Source organism: Flavobacterium sp., from assembly GCF_028712645.1.
Classification (GTDB): Bacteria; Bacteroidota; Bacteroidia; order Flavobacteriales; family Flavobacteriaceae; genus Flavobacterium.
In genome coordinates this window covers 1-15,326 of sequence record NZ_JAQTPQ010000064.1, presented here as the reverse complement: position 1 = coordinate 15,326, position 15,326 = coordinate 1, and the positions used below count along the sequence as shown (strand labels likewise).

Here is a 15,326-nt window from a genome sequence, read left to right as displayed (position 1 = left end):
AATCAATAAGAGTCATATGAATAAATGGTTCAGCAGTTGGCCACAAATCAATCAATTGTTTAGTTGTTGATACTGATTCAATAATTGATCTTATTTCTTTTTTAAACTCAGCTAACTCTTTTTTATAGATTTCTTCGACTGAATCAATTTCAATAACTTCAGAAAAATATTCATCATATTCATCTGCTTCTAATAATAAATCGACTGAATTACCCTTCCCTGGTCTATTTTCTAGTGTAGTAGCATAATATCTTTTATCTGTACTAGCAATACTAAATAAAGCATTCTTCTTTAAAAAAAACTCTGGCACATTTTTCAAAGCATCTTCATATTGACCATAAACTTTTAACCATAATGTAGTCATTATGTTTTTTCTACAATTATCTCTATAAACATATAATTCATCAAAATTCTTATATGGTTTATCTTGAAACCAATTATTACTAAATGCGGTAATCATATTATCAATAATTGTATTACGCATTGTTTGATTCAATCTTACACTTTTCATATTATATTTCACCTTTAACGTTGTTTTATGATAGCTTCTAATAATTCTATCGATTTTCTTATTTCACTTAAACACTCATTCGATGGATTTCCGGTTTGAACCATATTACCCCATTTTGTTACATTTTCGTAATCACTATTATTAGTGATCAAATCAGATGATCTTTTTAAAAATGTTATAACATTTTTTAATGTTAAAAATTCTAAATCTGACACCTTATTCTCCTTGAAACTTTATTTCTATTTCGGAATAAATCAAATATTAAATTCAGATAATATTTCAAATATACACTTGGAATAGCTTTTCTATCTAATAATTCAGTTGAATTTATGAACTCAAGTATTTGATTAAACAGTTTATTTTCAGATTCTTTGATATTATCCGATTGTACAGCTAAACCAAATTCTAAAGAACACGCAATCCATTGATTATTTTCTTTAAATAAAATATATCTAATCGATTTTAACATTATTGAAGCACACAATTGAAGTTATTTGTTGAAAATCATGATTAACTATAATAGTATCTATTAAACCGTTTGATTCATATTCAATACCAGTCACATTTAATCCTACAGGCCAATATTGAGTGATAGTACCAGGATCTATTTTGACTTTATTCCCATAAATATCAGTCATTCTAATTAACATCTGCTTATCCATTATTAAATAGTGATAATATAACACCAGCATGGATATTATCAGCAGCTTCCCCTAAATAAGTGACTGCAACATCTGCTTTTTGACACCAGCCATTTAATTTTATATTCCAACAATCATTATTACCACTAGGATGAATATCAATTGCTTCTTGAATATTATTTGCTACAACAACTGCATTCAAATAATTATCAAATCTATTACAATTATCTGTACGACTCAATAAAAATATCTTCATTTTATATACCACTTATGTTATCATAACTAAAAGATTCATTCAAATATATGAATCCATTTTTTGTATAACTGATAGTTAAATTCGGCAAATAGTCAAAAACAACATTGATTGGTTTAATATTATTCTCATCTATTGAAATTATCGTACCAAATCCATGTCCGATTGAATTTACTCTATCATTTACTTTAAATTTTTGTATATTTGACATAACTCTGAAAAATAATTCCAAAATTTATATGGCATCAATATACGATATAGATATTCATTTTCTGTTAATAACGCATATCTAACTTTAGTTGAACTAATATCACTTATATTTCTATCAATTTCAATCAATTTGATTTCAAGAGATAATTCTTTTATTATTTTATCGTAATGTTTATATCTATCTGAACCACATACTAGATATTCTGGTTGTATACTTAATTGTTCTAAAATATCTGGTAAATATCCTGTATTGATAAATTTAGGATAAATACCATATTCAAAGAACATTTTCTCAATTATTTCTTTACTAAATGGTTTTTTTATTGTAATATTGGTATATACAACTACAACAATAGGATCGAGTAATTGTTGTATAATGTTTACATGGGCTTTAGTTGGAGGTTGAAATTTACCAAAAAATAATTCAGACATTTTTGATATATTCTCCGTATTCTTCTTTATTTAATATGTTCAAAAAAATCATTTGAAATGTACTGGATAGGAATACCATGTTCTCTACAATATTCTATTTCTTTTTGAACACCGGGTCTATTATCCCAATCGTCAATACATAATACATACATCTTATCGCAACGTGATAATAGATTAAAACAATAATCTTCCCAATAACTAAATGAGCCATCAATATTATGTCTGGTAACAACTTCGTGCATCAATAATGGTGTAATAACATGATAACCCATTTTAATAAATTCTGCAATAACAATATAAATTTTATCAATTCTTTCCTGGATAATTATCTTATTTTTATCGTTGTATGGTGCCGCTAAATAAATCATCAATAAATCTCACTAAAAAGTCGTTATTAAAACCAGGACTACATCTGATAAGAGTATCAATATCAGTAACAAAAGGAAATAAATTACGAGATTTATCTTTGTATTCCTCTAACCTTTCTATTTTATGAATATAAAACCAATGAGTTTCATATCCAGTTTCATCAGTTTTAATATAAATCGGATCAACTCGTAATGAAATAATTTTCCATCCTTCTTCTTCACATTCTCTAAGAAGAGCATCAAGTAAAGTTTCATTTTCTTCTACTTTACCACCAGGCAAACTGATTCTACCATCTTTTCTAGTAACTACTGCTATTTGTTTATTTTCATTTATATAAAAACCAACTACTGCTTTTTTATTCATCAATGTAGAATCTCATCTAAAGGTTGCCAAATATTATATCTGAAATTTTTTTCTATACTATCTTCCTCTTGTGGAGTTTCACCTCTCAAAGGATTTTGAAATAGACTATGTAACCATTTCGCTTCTTCCAAAGATAAAATCATTGATACCGACTTTACTATTTCACATTGCATATTTTTACCTTCGTATTTTCTAAAATTAAAACAAAACCTTCAATATTTTCACCTAATATCATTTTACCTTCATAACTAAATTCAGTAAATAATAGATCCGAAATATCTCGTTTTGCTTGATCAATTATAGTATTATAAATTTCTTTTGTTGATTTGTCAATTAATTTTCTCGATTTTAATATTGATATATCAATATTTTTTAATTTATCTGTTATATGTGATATATCTATATCGTATCTATGTTTCAGTAATGGTGAAATTATTCTTATATCATCACTAGAATAATCATAAAAATTATCAATATCATATTTACCAATAGAATACAAAGGAATAATAGTCAATATCTTTCCTAACATATTTTTATCATAAAAAATATTGATAAATTTATATTCCGTTAAAGTTTCTTCGACTACTAAAGGGATGTATAAAAATTCACAAACTATTTTTGTATCTATTGGCAAATCTCTTATGAATTTTTGTTTTGCTAATAATTTAAACAAATATTCATATTTTATACACCTATCATATAATTTACCAGTTAATTCTTTTTCATGTGCATGTTTGACGAAGGATCCAGGAATAGTTATTATACCCGTCCTTGATCCTTCAACAAAAAACGTCCCATCTTCAAGTTTTCCAAATCTAAAACCAATACCATCAACTTTCAATGTAACATCGTCTTTTTTAGTGATATTATTTCTGTGTTGAAATAACCGTATAAACTCAAGATTTGAAAGTTGTTGAATACTTTTTATTGATTTACGTTTTGTATTTTCCATCACTAAGAATTCCAACACGTCCTATTAAAATCATATAATTTTTATTAGTTGATAATAATCTTGATTAAAGATTTTTAATCCAAAATATGAATTGAATTCTTCGTCAGATAAAAGATATGGCATGAATACACATCCTCCATCAAATTGCGTAGCACCTTTATATGAAATAACAATTTCATTTTCAGGTAATGCTGTAGAATAATACAAATCATAATAAAAATCATCCAATACAATATCAGTAACAAACCCAATTTTATAATTCAAATTTAAATCGGGTGTACTAGCTTTTCCTAATATTAAATGTATTGAATTAGGATTGATCAATAATGTTTTTGCTCTACCACGTTTAGTATTATGTGCAATTTTTTGTGATGCTTGATTGATATATTTACACAAATCTTTTTCGTGTGTAATCGTTACTACATCACATATTTGATCTCTGAATTTTTCTATAATATTATTATGTAAATCATCTTCGATATTTTCATCAAACTTAAAATGTTGAGTAGATAAATATCCTCTTTCAATCACAAATCCTTTATTGTTAGTATCCTGATACAAGTAAAAATACATTGCAGATTGTCCAGGTGCTACTTGACAACAAATAATATTTTCTAATGGAGATAGATAATTATACAATTCACGGTTAAATAAAACAATATTTCTATCATATTGCGAAATATTATTTGAAATATATCCTAAATTTTTATTATGCGTTGGATTTAAATAACTCATATATTGCACCACGATTGTTTTTTCTTACCTTCATATCCAATAACAAGATGTTTTTCTAATAAACTTTTACCAACATCTACGCTATCCACTGTTACTGTAGCAAGTAATCTACCATATTTGTCTTTTGATACATCGTGTAAAACAACTTCTTTATCTAAAATCAAACTTTCAAGAAAAGTTTTTGCTAATTGAGCATTAACTTTTTCTGAAGAACATTTTGCCCTACCACCATATTCTGGAGCATCAATATGATTTATCCGTACAGATAGAGGCTTATGTGTGAATTCATCAGTCATCTGTACTGTAAATGTATCCCCATCATGTACTTTAATCACTTTTGTAGTAAAATCATCTGCTGATACAATAGCAGACAGTAATAATAATGACCATAAAATTTTTTTCATTTTTATATACTCTTATGTAAATTGAACCATTCTTCAAATAAAAAGAAACTAGGCAATTTATCAATCGAATACATCATTTTATCATTAAAATTATAAAAAGATTCTGTCAAAAATACTACATTATTAAAAGAAAATGTATATTCGTGTTTAGATATTGCATCATTTAATTTTTTATTGAATTCTTCTTTTATATTTTCTAATACTCCATTAAGACAAATTATCCCGTCATTTGTTTTAACTACACAATCATCAGGAGAACAAACCATGATAATTTTATCATGGCGTTTTTTTGCTAATTTTTCTTTGAATCTATCAATATAATGTTGATGAATAACATTATCACTTTCTATTTCCCATTCAATAGTCTGATTCTGTTCTCTATATGAAATGATAGTTTTTTCATCAGAACTTCTTCTTTCTATTGAAATAACATCTAATCCTTCAATATTAAATTCGCTATTAATATTGATAGGAATAGGGGGAATTATACAAATTTGTGATTTTGGTTTATTAAAATTAAATAATTCGCTGATCATTTCGTTGAAACCTTCTCTGCCATAATTCTTCCTGTATAATAAAATTCATTATATATTGTAACTATCTCAATTAACTCATTCATATCATATTCGTAATCATCAATATAATATTTACCTTCAAAATTAGGAATTAAATAGAACCCATTATCTTTACCTAAATAATAAACTGTTCCTGTATCATTCACATAGTAATTTTTATCAATATGTTCTTTTACTAATTTATTCAAAGTTACTAATTGACGAATTTCTTTGTTGTTCAATGATACTTTTTTAATTACGTCTTCTTGTGATTTTTCAGTATTTTTTTTAATTTCCTTTGAAAAATATTTTCTCCCAAGATCAGTTATAATTAACCGTTTTTCTTTATTAAACTGAATCAAATTAGCATCGATAGCGGGTTTAATATAAGGATAATAAGATAGTTCTATATCTTCGAGTTTTTTCTTGGTATCATACATTGCACTATTATCAAAACTCCTGATAAATTCTAATAATTCAGGAGATAATTCAGGTAATACCTCTTCAACTTTTTCTGAAATCAAATAAATAGAACTAATTGGTTGTGTTATAAATTCAATATAAAATTTATTCGTCGAAGAAAAATCTTTTACATTTATTTTTAGAACTTTATTGTCGATAAGATATTTGATATATTGCTGAGCTACTCCACAAGATAATTCAAAATCGATATTCAAGTATACATTTTCTTCTTTATCCGCTGTTAAGAATATATTATCAATGATACCCACTTTATTATCATTAGCGTCATATAACACCCTATATCGGTTTTTATCTTCAGTACTCATTGATTTAAATAATGATTCAATTTTTTTTGATTCATCATAAGATGTTTTAAATACTACTGCTGTATATTTTGTTTTCATTATTATTTCCTGTAAATTATATTTGTTCAATTTCTTGTCTATATTGTTTCCATCCATTTAAATTACCATGTCTACCTTTTTGTGGAGTAGCTTGATGTTCAAATGGACTGGCGTGTAAAATAATATACCTCTTGGATTTATTCAAGGATCAAAATTCCAAAATGGAATTAAACGAAATGCGGGTAAATTATGGTATCATGATCCTATTTCTAAAAAATCTAAAATGTTTTTGAAAAAGATATTCCTATCGGATGGACAAAAGGTAGAGGATAAATTCAATAATATATCATTTGATAATATTTAAATCGAATATTTCAGATATAACCTTTGCAATCATATTAGCTAATTCGAGGTGTTCTAATTGAGTACCATTAGAACACCTCAATTCGCAATAATGTATCCAACTCCGAATAGTCCCATTTACATATAATTTTGAAATAGTATTACCTTCTGGTAATATAACCCTGGCTTGTTCTTTCGCTATTCCATTTTCAATTGCCCATCTATAAGAAGATTTTACCAATTCAATAATTTCTAATTGTTTTTTATTCCATTGATCTTTAAGATTAACATCATCAGTTATAATAGAATTCTGTCTATTTTTATCATCTTGTAATCTAGCATCTCTTAATACAAAATCCAATTCTTTTATTGGATCAGCATATCTCTGTGAAAATTCTTGAAATGAAAATGACCGATGCCTTAATAGTTGTCTTGCAATATCTCTCGTAGTTTCAATCTCTAAACACACAGATACCATCTCTAATGGACTCCAATGTTTATGTTTTATTAAATATTTTATTAATGCAGAAGCCGTTTCAATATTAAATTGATTACTTGGATTAGATACTCTCGCGCAATACGCGACGAGCTCTGTTACGTTCGATCCAACGGTTTCATATTCTGGTTGTTGTGAATAACTTATTAATTTTACTTTCATTTTACTTCCTTGTTATTTTAAAATTTATCTAAGTCCAAGAATAAACTTCCTTGACTAATTCATCTAAATTATATTTTTCATAAGTATCTACATAATCAGTACGAATACCATATTGTGTTACTTCATATAATTCCCATTCATTTTCAGTGATTCTTTTTACTTCACCACCAGATTCTTCGAACCAATTTATATATTGGACTGATTTTATATCCATATCCAATAACTTGTTAATTTCTTTCTCTAATTGAGACATAAGTATCATAATACTATTTCAACAACCTCTGCCCATGATTTTATATCAGAATAAATATCATAATACTTTTCGCCAATATTACCTTTTTGTGGATCATGTACAATAATATTCATATCATCTATAGTCCATTTTCGAGTATCAATTACTATACAATGATTACCAGCTATAACATTTAATGAAGGTACAGTAATAATATACAATCTATTGTAAAATAATTTTGTATCAATATAACGAATATATTGACAATCAATTTTGTCTAATATTGATAACATTTCATTTGTTGAAACACCTCTATTAGTATATTCAGTAAAATCAGCTCTCAATTCTTCATAATCAATACCACTTACCATTGATATACAAGATAACACGCATTCATTTTCTTTTTGTGTAACAGGAATAATTTTAATCATGTTTTAATTATAAGTAAATTCTTTCATATTATTTGATTTTACCAATAAATCAATCACATCAGCTGATTCTTTAAAATCAGGATATAAATTAATTTCATTTTTATCGTACAGCAGATTTAATCTATTACGAAGTACATCAAGTTTATCAACTATACTTAATCTATCAATAAATGTCAATGATTGAATTTCTGAAACCAGGGGTAATCTATTTTCAATTAAACATTCAGCGATATATAATCCTCTTAAACAATGCAATCGTTTTTTATTATTTTTGTCGAAAAATTTCAAATCTCGCTTAACTAATCCAAGATAACCTTTGATTATTTTATATGTTCTACATAAAAATAATCCATTTTGAAATCTCCCGCTTAATAAGATTATATCTGCGATAATATGACCATCACCAGAAAATAAATTTTGATAAAATTGCCGTTCAGTCATCCATACAATTTGATTATTATTGTAAACATCGTCATACTGCCATGTATTGAAATTCGGTAGGTATTTACCAAGTGTAATAAATTCTTCATCAAAGTTTCCTTTTATTACATTTATATAATCTCTATCAGAATTTTCATTATTCGTACAAAATAAATATGAACCAAATAAATATGTATCATACTCAAATTTGTCACAGAATATCTTATGTTGTTCTTCTGTTATTTTTATATTCATAATTTCAATGAGGTTGACAATTCAATTAAAGCATCCATAGCACTAAATAATTTTTCGGCTTGTTCTTTCGTTTCAATTTTTAATCTCTTATCACCAGAATAAACTTCTAAACCATCTAACCAATTATATAATCCAATTGTACAATCTCCACACCTTGCTTTAATATGATTCATATAGTGAGGAGTGTGTTCATCAATAATATAGCCCCGTTTTTTTAATTTATCAAGTTCTTTTCTAGTTAAACCAATATTACCATTCGTAATTTTCATCGATATGTATAAACAGTTTCTTCGCTAATTTTAACTAAATCAAATTCCAAATAAAAAGGTAACCATTGTTTATCTGGAATTTTCCACCCATCATATCTTTCTTTTGAAACTAACCACCAATAATGATTCAATCTAACTAAACTTTCGAAATCAGGAATATAATCTTCTTGATTATATCTTGATTTAGCATAATAATCATCATCAACTTGATGTAAGATTATTTCTCCACTTTTATAAAAACCATTCATCTTGAAAATAATACCAAGTTCTTGGTTTTTTTCTACTTCTAATGTAAATCCACGATTTAAAATATCTTCAATCAATTTATGCATATATTTCACTTATTATCAATTATATTAAAATAATAAAAATTTGTCAAGCATTAAAATATTCACCAATATTCTTATTACCATCGCTACCGTATGGTAAACATTCAGTATCCCAATCGTAAGCATATTTGTAAAAATCTTCAATCGTTTTCAACTCTTTGATCGTTAAACTAACATCATCTTTATCAATATCATCTTGTGCTGTATGGAATTGTTCTCTCGCAACGACTTCTGCATCTTCTAAACTATTCGCTTCAATTACGATATTTGAATAAAATTCTACATTATATAACATGATATACTCCTTATTTTATAGTGAAAAGGTTGGTAATGTGAAATATAAACCACCTTACCTTTGAGATTTACTTATTAAAAATTGACAATAAATGTTCTGGGTCAATATCAATTGATGGATCAATGATATTAGTAGTGAAGTGTTTAGATACAAAGTTACTATCACCGCTTAAGATATCTGCTAATACACCATAAGTAATAATATATTTATCATTTACGGCAGAAATCAATTTTTTCATATTATCAATTTCACAATGAGCGGTAAATCCAACTCTATCTCTATTATTATAATCAACTAATGTGATTTCATGATTTTTATAATCAACGATAAAAGGCATATTTGAATTTGCAGGTTCATTCAAATCATATCTAACAAAATCACCATCTAAACTAAATTTAGGATTATTTGAGAATTTGAACCCAACATATGCCACGGCATTTTCACTGAAAATACTACCTGTATATACATTGATGATAGGAACAATAAATTGTTTATTCCAAGGTACTTTCTTCAAATCGATACGAATATATTCTGTTGCCCCAGAAGGTGCCGGAGCATTAGTAATATCGCCACTATGAGTGATATATGAATTAACTTGATTACCAAAATATACAGTTTCACTTTTCCAATTTTCATCAAAAGTTACTGCACTCAAATCTAAATCAGTTCGTTCAAAATTATTTTGAACCCAATGGACAAATACATATAGATAGTTACTATCTTGAAAATCAATTTTTGAACCTCTATCCAACTCAGAATTCTTTGATAAGAAAGGTAAAATTTTATCTTTCAAATCATCATCAACTGTAACTTTGCCAGAATAACCATATCTAGAATATAATTCACGTTTTATATCGGACTGGATATCTGCGATAAAATCAGGATAATTTGCGTCTTCAATGATAGTATTACCTTTAACATCAATAATACGATACTTCGCTTTAACATTTAATCCAAGTAATGCAAATAATACATCTTCAGAAACTTTTGGTAATTTACTACGAACGAATTGAATAAAATTACTTTCATTATCTTTTGAAATACCATTCAATACAGTTGCAAAGTTTCTGAACAAGTACCCAGGCTGTTTATTCAAACACTTAATGATTTTTTCATAATCCTTCGCTTCAATCGCAGATTTCACTCTTGAAGCAAAAGTTCTAAATACCAAAGTTTCTGCTTCAGTTGTTTCAACTACTCCTGCATCTAACATCTCGTCCAAAATACGATAGTATCTGCGAGGAATAGTTCTTTCTTTGATACCAGCAGAAACTCTCGCTGAAAACCCAATTTTTTGAAATCTGTTAACAAATTCTTTTTGTTCAAATAAATGGATATGTTTATAAAACCGTTTCCAAGCTTCTCTATTTTTTCCTAATTCTTCCATCAAATATTCATAATCAAATGTATCAAGGAATTGTAACACAGATATCCTTTGTTTCCAACTCAGCGGAGAATAAATCACATCAGATGGTAAATTACTGGTTTTAGGGTCAACTAACATCGCACAGTATCTGAGTACATCAGATGGTTTACATTTTAAAGCTGCGAATGATTCATATAAACCAAAATCATTTTCTAAACCAAGAAGAACAGATACCCTCACTTCATCACTATAGATACGTTCTTGTAATGAAATAGTATCATAAAATACTGCCGCAAGATTTACTAATGTATCCAGCTGTTTTCTATCTAATGAAACTTTAGTTTTTGATAGAGACGTGAATAAATCTTTTGCTGCTTGTTCATCCGCTAACTGAATTAAAGTAACATCTTTTAATTCAACTTCACTGAACAATTTATCCATATATTCTCTATTTGAGAGATCATTGCCAGATAATTGAAAATAATACCCCATGATTTGGATTACACACTCATCGAATGTAAATCTTGTACGGTTCTCCCAATTTTTAAATAATGGGGCAGTTAATGTTCCAATCGAATACTGCTTCAATATTTTATTACAGAAAGCAGCTGCAACTTTTTCGCTATTAGTTGAAATTGCCGTAATCAATTCAGGCATAACTAAATAGCCTGTCTTCAATAATTCTAACCGCATTGCATTAGCGATTTTACAGGATTCGATATTGAACGAATTTTGCGTAGGAATGAAAAAAGAATTTTTTGAAATTTGCATATATATCTCCATTATGATTGAATTATATTAAATACCGAATTCACGAGAAATAAATTATATTCTCGTATTAGCTGGTAAAACTAAATATTTTATTAAATTCACTTGACATGATATTTAATTATAATGTTATTCACGAATTTATTAAGAATAGAAGTAAGTGTTAAAATATCTTAATATTAGCTGTGAATTATTTTAATATTATAAATGATAATTGATAAATTGTCAACTATTATTTTTTTCTTGTAATGCTTTAAAAAATACAAGATCAAACTCTTTTGTGATATTCAGCAAATCTTGAATCTTTAGACCAATAACATAACAAGTTAAAGTAAGTTTTTTATCTTTACAATATAAAGCGGCGAATCTATGATGACCATCTAATACATAATGATCTTCTGAAACAATTATAGGTTTATCATTTGCTTCATTATCCTTATCCATCATAGGTATAACTTTATTGATATCAAGTTCCCCTTGAGTGGATTTTAAATTCGAGACTTCAATTTTTTTCTTAGTATATTTTATACCATGTTCTGATAAAAAGTCAAGATATTTTGGAACTAAATCACTTCTTATCTGAGGCATATCTTTTCTAGGTATATGAAACCCGTGCTGTACTAATAATCGAAGTTGTTCTTCAACTTCAGAATATTTTTTAAAATCTAACATATTATATCCTTGTTAAAATAAGAATATTTATACATTAGTGGTTTTATTTTTTGGTATTCATATATTCTGCAGCACCTTCAAGAGTTTCCCATACAGTACCACCGTTATCTTGTACCATACGTTTAACCATCTGCAAAGATTTTAATTGCGAATAATTAAAGCTATAATCACCATCTTCATCTAATACAACTAATATAGTTTTATCTGGTCTCTTATTTGAATCATCAATGACTTCCGCAATGCTATAAAAACCAGTCATTGCGGGTGTAATCGTATATAAACAATAATCACATGTTTTCCTTTGTCTGATTTCTTCTTCTTGACATTCAGGTGTCCAATCCTCAACAACTGGATCAAACCAATCAATATTTAATTCTTGTTTTATTTTCGCTCGCCATTGAGAACCATTACATGTTCCACCTAAAAACACTTTTTTATTTTTCATCATAGCTCTATATTTTTCAGTTGTTCAATAAAAGATTTACCAATAAAATTGATCAGGTAATCTTCCCCATTTAGAGCTTTCATATCTGCCAATAATTCTAAGCTAATAACAAATTCCCCTATAATACATGGTTGAAATGTTTCTTTATCAATCGTTTTCTTGCAGTTTTTTAAAATCATTTAATTACATCCTCCCTGGAATTTTATAAATTGTATCGCTGTGTCCCATCCATCATTAGTTGGTTCAAACCTGGCGAATGGAGAATGATATTTGTTATTATCACTGAAATGGGGATCAATATATTTTTGATCAATCAAATCATTTATAGATATCCCTTTATATATCAAAATTTTATTACCTTCGTAATTTAAACAATTTGGATAATTTATATCTATAATCAAATATCCATTGAAACACATATATTTTTTAATTCTATATTTCAACGGATCAGGATTATGTATATCTGGTTTTGGATTATCAAAATAACTTGATGATATACTTTTAAACAGTCCCATATTTTTATTCCCCTTAAATTAGAAGAGATAGTGATATTTTACTATCTCTTCTTCTTATCCTATTATTTGTACGCTTCTAAAAAATCACCTAATGTACCAATACTACCTGCACCAACAGGTTGAAAGATAAATCCATCTGGAGTATTAAAGAAACTACCTACTTGAATTGCAGTATTTTCTGGCGCAATTCTATCTAATTGAAATGATGCAATTTTTTCATTCGTTTCATGATTATATAGATCAATATAGCTATCTTTTACCTTTCCGAAATTCTGATTTCGCTCTTTAGCTTTATGGATGGTAACGATAATTGAAATTTCTTTAATTGTAGGAGATAGTTTTCCAATATTGATAATCAATTCTTCGGTACCACCACTCAATTCATCCGGAGATTTTTGTACAGAGCCATCAACCGATTTTTCGTTATTATAGAAAATAAACCCTAGTTCATCGAGTAATTTGCTATTGTCGTCCAATAAAAAACACGATACGTCTAAATCATATGCTGGATATACATTTTCTGGTGTATTCCAACCAAGTACTGCCTTAACAATATTCAACTTATCAGTTTCTTTTGTCAGGTTGAATTTCATATCTTTCTCTAGTTTCATAATATTTCCTCTTTAATTTTGATAAAAGGGAAAACATAATCATTTATTTAATTATGTTCTCCTTATTTTAATTTACTGTTCTTTTCTTTTAATAGATGAATATACAGATAGTGCTAATAATACTACACCAATTAAACCTGTAATCGTTTCTGGAATTTCTACTATTGTATTGATGAACATAATCAATGATAATGCCATAATAGCGGCGAATGCTCCATGTTCAAGATAAGTATATTGCTCAACTGTACCTTTATCAACTAACATTAGAGTTAAGGATCTCACTGCCATTGCTCCAATACCTAAACCTAATGCAATGATAAAGATATTATTAGTTAAAGCTAAAGCCGCGAGAACACCATCAAATGAAAAGGATGCGTCTAATACCTCAAGATAAATAAAACTTGCCAATCCAGTTTTCACTAATGATGTTGTGATTTCACCTTCATCTGTACCAATAAATGCTTCAATACCATCAACTAAAATGTATAAGATCAAACCAAAAATAGAGGCAATTACAAAACTATGACTATCTTCTGGGATAAAAATACTTGTACAATATACGATTGCCAACATTATTGCAACTTGAATAGCTTCGATTTTACCTAGAATAGTTAATTTATCCTCGATGGGCGTAATCCAATGTACATCTTTTTCATAATCAATGAAAAACTTCAATGCTACCATTCCAAGGAATGATCCCCGAATCCCATAACACTTGTATGTACAGATTCAAGAATATGTTGATATTGTTGCGGATCGTTAATAGCCAATAACAATGATGAAACAGGATCAATCCACATTGTGATTGATACGATCAAGAGGGGAAATATCAATCTCATACCAAATACGGCGATCAACATCCCCCAAGTGATGAATCTTTTTCGCCAAATATCTTCCATATTTGATAAGACTTTTGCATTTACAACTGCATTATCAAAACTCAATGAAACTTCTAAAATTCCTAATACCAAGGTAATCCAGAGTGCCTGTAAACCACCAATATAAAATGCTAACATCAACCCAACAATTAATGTTAGGATACTACCTTTAAAATATTGTAAAACCATCATATTCTCCAAAAATAAACATTAAATAAAATAAACTTCAACATCATAATGTATTTACATAATCATACCTCATTTTTAGCTAAAACAAAATCTAAATAATATTCTTGTCCAATTTCAAATGTATTAAATAAAGCAGGATTAGTCACAACTATCCTCAAATCAGCACAAGGCGTATATTTTGCAAATGTATTATTTTCATCTAAGCCTGTTTCATCATACCCATCTGATTTAGAAACTCCAACAAAATTGATAGTTTCACTATCAGCGGATTTATTAAGATTGACAACTTTTAATTTCGCTTTCATTATAGACATATTATACCTTATTTTTATAAATGTGTCAATTTTATTTCATTATAAGTATTTAGCATATTATTCATAATACCCAAACTTGTTTGTCTTGCGATTTTTGTATTTTTTCT

The 15,326-nt window shown here is 27.6% G+C and carries 24 protein-coding genes and 1 pseudogene; all 25 read right to left on the bottom strand.

Annotation, left to right across the window (positions count from 1 at the left end; genetic code table 11):
- Positions 1-511 (bottom strand): Nmad5 family putative nucleotide modification protein (locus tag PHC28_RS06820; protein ID WP_300097600.1); only part of this gene is annotated, 511 nt, incomplete at its 3' end.
- A gap of 14 nt (positions 512-525) precedes the next feature.
- The gene (locus PHC28_RS06815) at positions 526-726 is read right to left on the bottom strand and encodes a hypothetical protein (protein WP_300097598.1); all 201 of its coding nucleotides are present in this window, start codon (positions 724-726) and stop codon (positions 526-528) included.
- A 439-nt stretch (positions 727-1,165) separates the two neighbouring features.
- A complete protein-coding gene (locus PHC28_RS06810) occupies positions 1,166-1,408 on the bottom strand; it encodes a hypothetical protein (protein ID WP_300097596.1) in 243 nt (80 codons plus the stop codon).
- Between the two features lie 180 nt (positions 1,409-1,588).
- Positions 1,589-2,047 (bottom strand): hypothetical protein, encoded by a 459-nt coding sequence (locus tag PHC28_RS06805; protein ID WP_300097594.1) that lies wholly within the window; start codon positions 2,045-2,047, stop codon positions 1,589-1,591.
- Positions 2,048-2,073: 26 nt separating this feature from the next.
- Complete coding sequence (locus tag PHC28_RS06800) at positions 2,074-2,415, bottom strand: DUF1937 family protein (RefSeq protein ID WP_300097592.1); 342 nt, start codon at positions 2,413-2,415, stop codon at positions 2,074-2,076.
- The gene (locus PHC28_RS06795; protein WP_300097590.1) at positions 2,384-2,779 is read right to left on the bottom strand and encodes an NUDIX hydrolase; all 396 of its coding nucleotides are present in this window, start codon (positions 2,777-2,779) and stop codon (positions 2,384-2,386) included. Before PHC28_RS06795 ends, PHC28_RS06800 begins: the two co-directional genes overlap by 32 nt.
- Positions 2,780-2,936: 157 nt before the next feature.
- Positions 2,937-3,731: a hypothetical protein gene (locus PHC28_RS06790; RefSeq protein ID WP_300097588.1), complete on the bottom strand. Its 795-nt coding sequence runs from the start codon at positions 3,729-3,731 to the stop codon at positions 2,937-2,939.
- Between the two features lie 30 nt (positions 3,732-3,761).
- Positions 3,762-4,466: a hypothetical protein gene (locus PHC28_RS06785; RefSeq protein ID WP_300097586.1), complete on the bottom strand. Its 705-nt coding sequence runs from the start codon at positions 4,464-4,466 to the stop codon at positions 3,762-3,764.
- Positions 4,463-4,870, bottom strand: a complete 408-nt coding sequence (locus tag PHC28_RS06780; protein ID WP_300097584.1) for a thermonuclease family protein — start codon at positions 4,868-4,870, stop codon at positions 4,463-4,465. The genes PHC28_RS06785 and PHC28_RS06780 overlap by 4 nt, the downstream gene beginning before the upstream one ends.
- 2 nt (positions 4,871-4,872) lie before the next feature.
- Positions 4,873-5,406 (bottom strand): hypothetical protein, encoded by a 534-nt coding sequence (locus PHC28_RS06775; RefSeq protein WP_300097582.1) that lies wholly within the window; start codon positions 5,404-5,406, stop codon positions 4,873-4,875.
- A complete protein-coding gene (locus tag PHC28_RS06770) occupies positions 5,403-6,290 on the bottom strand; it encodes a hypothetical protein (RefSeq protein ID WP_300097580.1) in 888 nt (295 codons plus the stop codon). Before PHC28_RS06770 ends, PHC28_RS06775 begins: the two co-directional genes overlap by 4 nt.
- A 286-nt stretch (positions 6,291-6,576) precedes the next feature.
- Complete coding sequence (gene thyX / locus PHC28_RS06765; RefSeq protein ID WP_300097577.1) at positions 6,577-7,230, bottom strand: FAD-dependent thymidylate synthase; 654 nt, start codon at positions 7,228-7,230, stop codon at positions 6,577-6,579.
- A gap of 28 nt (positions 7,231-7,258) precedes the next feature.
- Positions 7,259-7,483 carry a hypothetical protein gene (locus PHC28_RS06760; RefSeq protein ID WP_300097575.1) on the bottom strand — a complete coding sequence of 75 codons (225 nt, stop codon included), beginning with the start codon at positions 7,481-7,483 and terminating at the stop codon, positions 7,259-7,261.
- Between the two features lie 5 nt (positions 7,484-7,488).
- Entirely contained in the window at positions 7,489-7,833 is a 345-nt protein-coding gene (locus tag PHC28_RS06755; RefSeq protein WP_300097573.1) for a hypothetical protein, read from the bottom strand.
- Between the two features lie 63 nt (positions 7,834-7,896).
- Entirely contained in the window at positions 7,897-8,568 is a 672-nt protein-coding gene (locus PHC28_RS06750; RefSeq protein WP_300097571.1) for a hypothetical protein, read from the bottom strand.
- Complete coding sequence (locus PHC28_RS06745; RefSeq protein WP_300097569.1) at positions 8,565-8,837, bottom strand: hypothetical protein; 273 nt, start codon at positions 8,835-8,837, stop codon at positions 8,565-8,567. The genes PHC28_RS06750 and PHC28_RS06745 overlap by 4 nt, the downstream gene beginning before the upstream one ends.
- Positions 8,834-9,169 (bottom strand): hypothetical protein, encoded by a 336-nt coding sequence (locus PHC28_RS06740; RefSeq protein WP_300097567.1) that lies wholly within the window; start codon positions 9,167-9,169, stop codon positions 8,834-8,836. The genes PHC28_RS06745 and PHC28_RS06740 overlap by 4 nt, the downstream gene beginning before the upstream one ends.
- Before the next feature lie 43 nt (positions 9,170-9,212).
- Positions 9,213-9,461, bottom strand: a complete 249-nt coding sequence (locus PHC28_RS06735; RefSeq protein ID WP_300097565.1) for a hypothetical protein — start codon at positions 9,459-9,461, stop codon at positions 9,213-9,215.
- Positions 9,462-9,528: 67 nt separating this feature from the next.
- On the bottom strand, positions 9,529-11,598 hold the full coding sequence (locus PHC28_RS06730) for a TerD family protein (RefSeq protein WP_300097563.1): 2,070 nt from the start codon (positions 11,596-11,598) through the stop codon (positions 9,529-9,531).
- A 222-nt stretch (positions 11,599-11,820) separates the two neighbouring features.
- The gene (locus tag PHC28_RS06725) at positions 11,821-12,267 is read right to left on the bottom strand and encodes a hypothetical protein (protein WP_300097561.1); all 447 of its coding nucleotides are present in this window, start codon (positions 12,265-12,267) and stop codon (positions 11,821-11,823) included.
- 43 nt (positions 12,268-12,310) lie between these two features.
- Positions 12,311-12,715 (bottom strand): nucleoside 2-deoxyribosyltransferase domain-containing protein, encoded by a 405-nt coding sequence (locus tag PHC28_RS06720; protein WP_300097559.1) that lies wholly within the window; start codon positions 12,713-12,715, stop codon positions 12,311-12,313.
- A 176-nt stretch (positions 12,716-12,891) separates the two neighbouring features.
- The gene (locus PHC28_RS06715; RefSeq protein ID WP_300097557.1) at positions 12,892-13,227 is read right to left on the bottom strand and encodes a hypothetical protein; all 336 of its coding nucleotides are present in this window, start codon (positions 13,225-13,227) and stop codon (positions 12,892-12,894) included.
- Positions 13,228-13,289: 62 nt separating this feature from the next.
- Positions 13,290-13,838, bottom strand: a complete 549-nt coding sequence (locus PHC28_RS06710; RefSeq protein WP_300097555.1) for a TerD family protein — start codon at positions 13,836-13,838, stop codon at positions 13,290-13,292.
- A 72-nt stretch (positions 13,839-13,910) separates the two neighbouring features.
- Positions 13,911-14,854 (bottom strand): annotated as a pseudogene (locus tag PHC28_RS06705) (DUF475 domain-containing protein).
- Between the two features lie 113 nt (positions 14,855-14,967).
- Complete coding sequence (locus PHC28_RS06700) at positions 14,968-15,219, bottom strand: hypothetical protein (RefSeq protein ID WP_300097553.1); 252 nt, start codon at positions 15,217-15,219, stop codon at positions 14,968-14,970.
- Positions 15,220-15,326 lie beyond the last annotated feature (107 nt).

What these genes read in the sequence shown, in the direction of transcription:
- PHC28_RS06780 (WP_300097584.1), bottom strand. Translation starts at nt 4,870, where the DNA reads ATGAAAAAAATTTTATGGTCATTATTATTACTGTCTGCTATTGTATCA.
- PHC28_RS06700 (WP_300097553.1), bottom strand. Translation starts at nt 15,219, where the DNA reads ATGTCTATAATGAAAGCGAAATTAAAAGTTGTCAATCTTAATAAATCC.
- PHC28_RS06785 (WP_300097586.1), bottom strand. Translation starts at nt 4,466, where the DNA reads ATGAGTTATTTAAATCCAACGCATAATAAAAATTTAGGATATATTTCA.
- PHC28_RS06775 (WP_300097582.1), bottom strand. Translation starts at nt 5,406, where the DNA reads ATGATCAGCGAATTATTTAATTTTAATAAACCAAAATCACAAATTTGT.
- PHC28_RS06745 (WP_300097569.1), bottom strand. Translation starts at nt 8,837, where the DNA reads ATGAAAATTACGAATGGTAATATTGGTTTAACTAGAAAAGAACTTGAT.
- PHC28_RS06800 (WP_300097592.1), bottom strand. Translation starts at nt 2,415, where the DNA reads ATGATTTATTTAGCGGCACCATACAACGATAAAAATAAGATAATTATC.
- PHC28_RS06735 (WP_300097565.1), bottom strand. Translation starts at nt 9,461, where the DNA reads ATGTTATATAATGTAGAATTTTATTCAAATATCGTAATTGAAGCGAAT.
- PHC28_RS06795 (WP_300097590.1), bottom strand. Translation starts at nt 2,779, where the DNA reads ATGAATAAAAAAGCAGTAGTTGGTTTTTATATAAATGAAAATAAACAA.
- PHC28_RS06715 (WP_300097557.1), bottom strand. Translation starts at nt 13,227, where the DNA reads ATGGGACTGTTTAAAAGTATATCATCAAGTTATTTTGATAATCCAAAA.
- PHC28_RS06750 (WP_300097571.1), bottom strand. Translation starts at nt 8,568, where the DNA reads ATGAATATAAAAATAACAGAAGAACAACATAAGATATTCTGTGACAAA.
- PHC28_RS06725 (WP_300097561.1), bottom strand. Translation starts at nt 12,267, where the DNA reads ATGTTAGATTTTAAAAAATATTCTGAAGTTGAAGAACAACTTCGATTA.
- PHC28_RS06790 (WP_300097588.1), bottom strand. Translation starts at nt 3,731, where the DNA reads ATGGAAAATACAAAACGTAAATCAATAAAAAGTATTCAACAACTTTCA.
- PHC28_RS06770 (WP_300097580.1), bottom strand. Translation starts at nt 6,290, where the DNA reads ATGAAAACAAAATATACAGCAGTAGTATTTAAAACATCTTATGATGAA.
- PHC28_RS06805 (WP_300097594.1), bottom strand. Translation starts at nt 2,047, where the DNA reads ATGTCTGAATTATTTTTTGGTAAATTTCAACCTCCAACTAAAGCCCAT.
- PHC28_RS06740 (WP_300097567.1), bottom strand. Translation starts at nt 9,169, where the DNA reads ATGCATAAATTGATTGAAGATATTTTAAATCGTGGATTTACATTAGAA.
- PHC28_RS06730 (WP_300097563.1), bottom strand. Translation starts at nt 11,598, where the DNA reads ATGCAAATTTCAAAAAATTCTTTTTTCATTCCTACGCAAAATTCGTTC.
- PHC28_RS06755 (WP_300097573.1), bottom strand. Translation starts at nt 7,833, where the DNA reads ATGGTAAGTGGTATTGATTATGAAGAATTGAGAGCTGATTTTACTGAA.
- PHC28_RS06760 (WP_300097575.1), bottom strand. Translation starts at nt 7,483, where the DNA reads ATGTCTCAATTAGAGAAAGAAATTAACAAGTTATTGGATATGGATATA.
- thyX (WP_300097577.1), bottom strand. Translation starts at nt 7,230, where the DNA reads ATGAAAGTAAAATTAATAAGTTATTCACAACAACCAGAATATGAAACC.
- PHC28_RS06710 (WP_300097555.1), bottom strand. Translation starts at nt 13,838, where the DNA reads ATGAAACTAGAGAAAGATATGAAATTCAACCTGACAAAAGAAACTGAT.
- PHC28_RS06720 (WP_300097559.1), bottom strand. Translation starts at nt 12,715, where the DNA reads ATGATGAAAAATAAAAAAGTGTTTTTAGGTGGAACATGTAATGGTTCT.
- PHC28_RS06810 (WP_300097596.1), bottom strand. Translation starts at nt 1,408, where the DNA reads ATGAAGATATTTTTATTGAGTCGTACAGATAATTGTAATAGATTTGAT.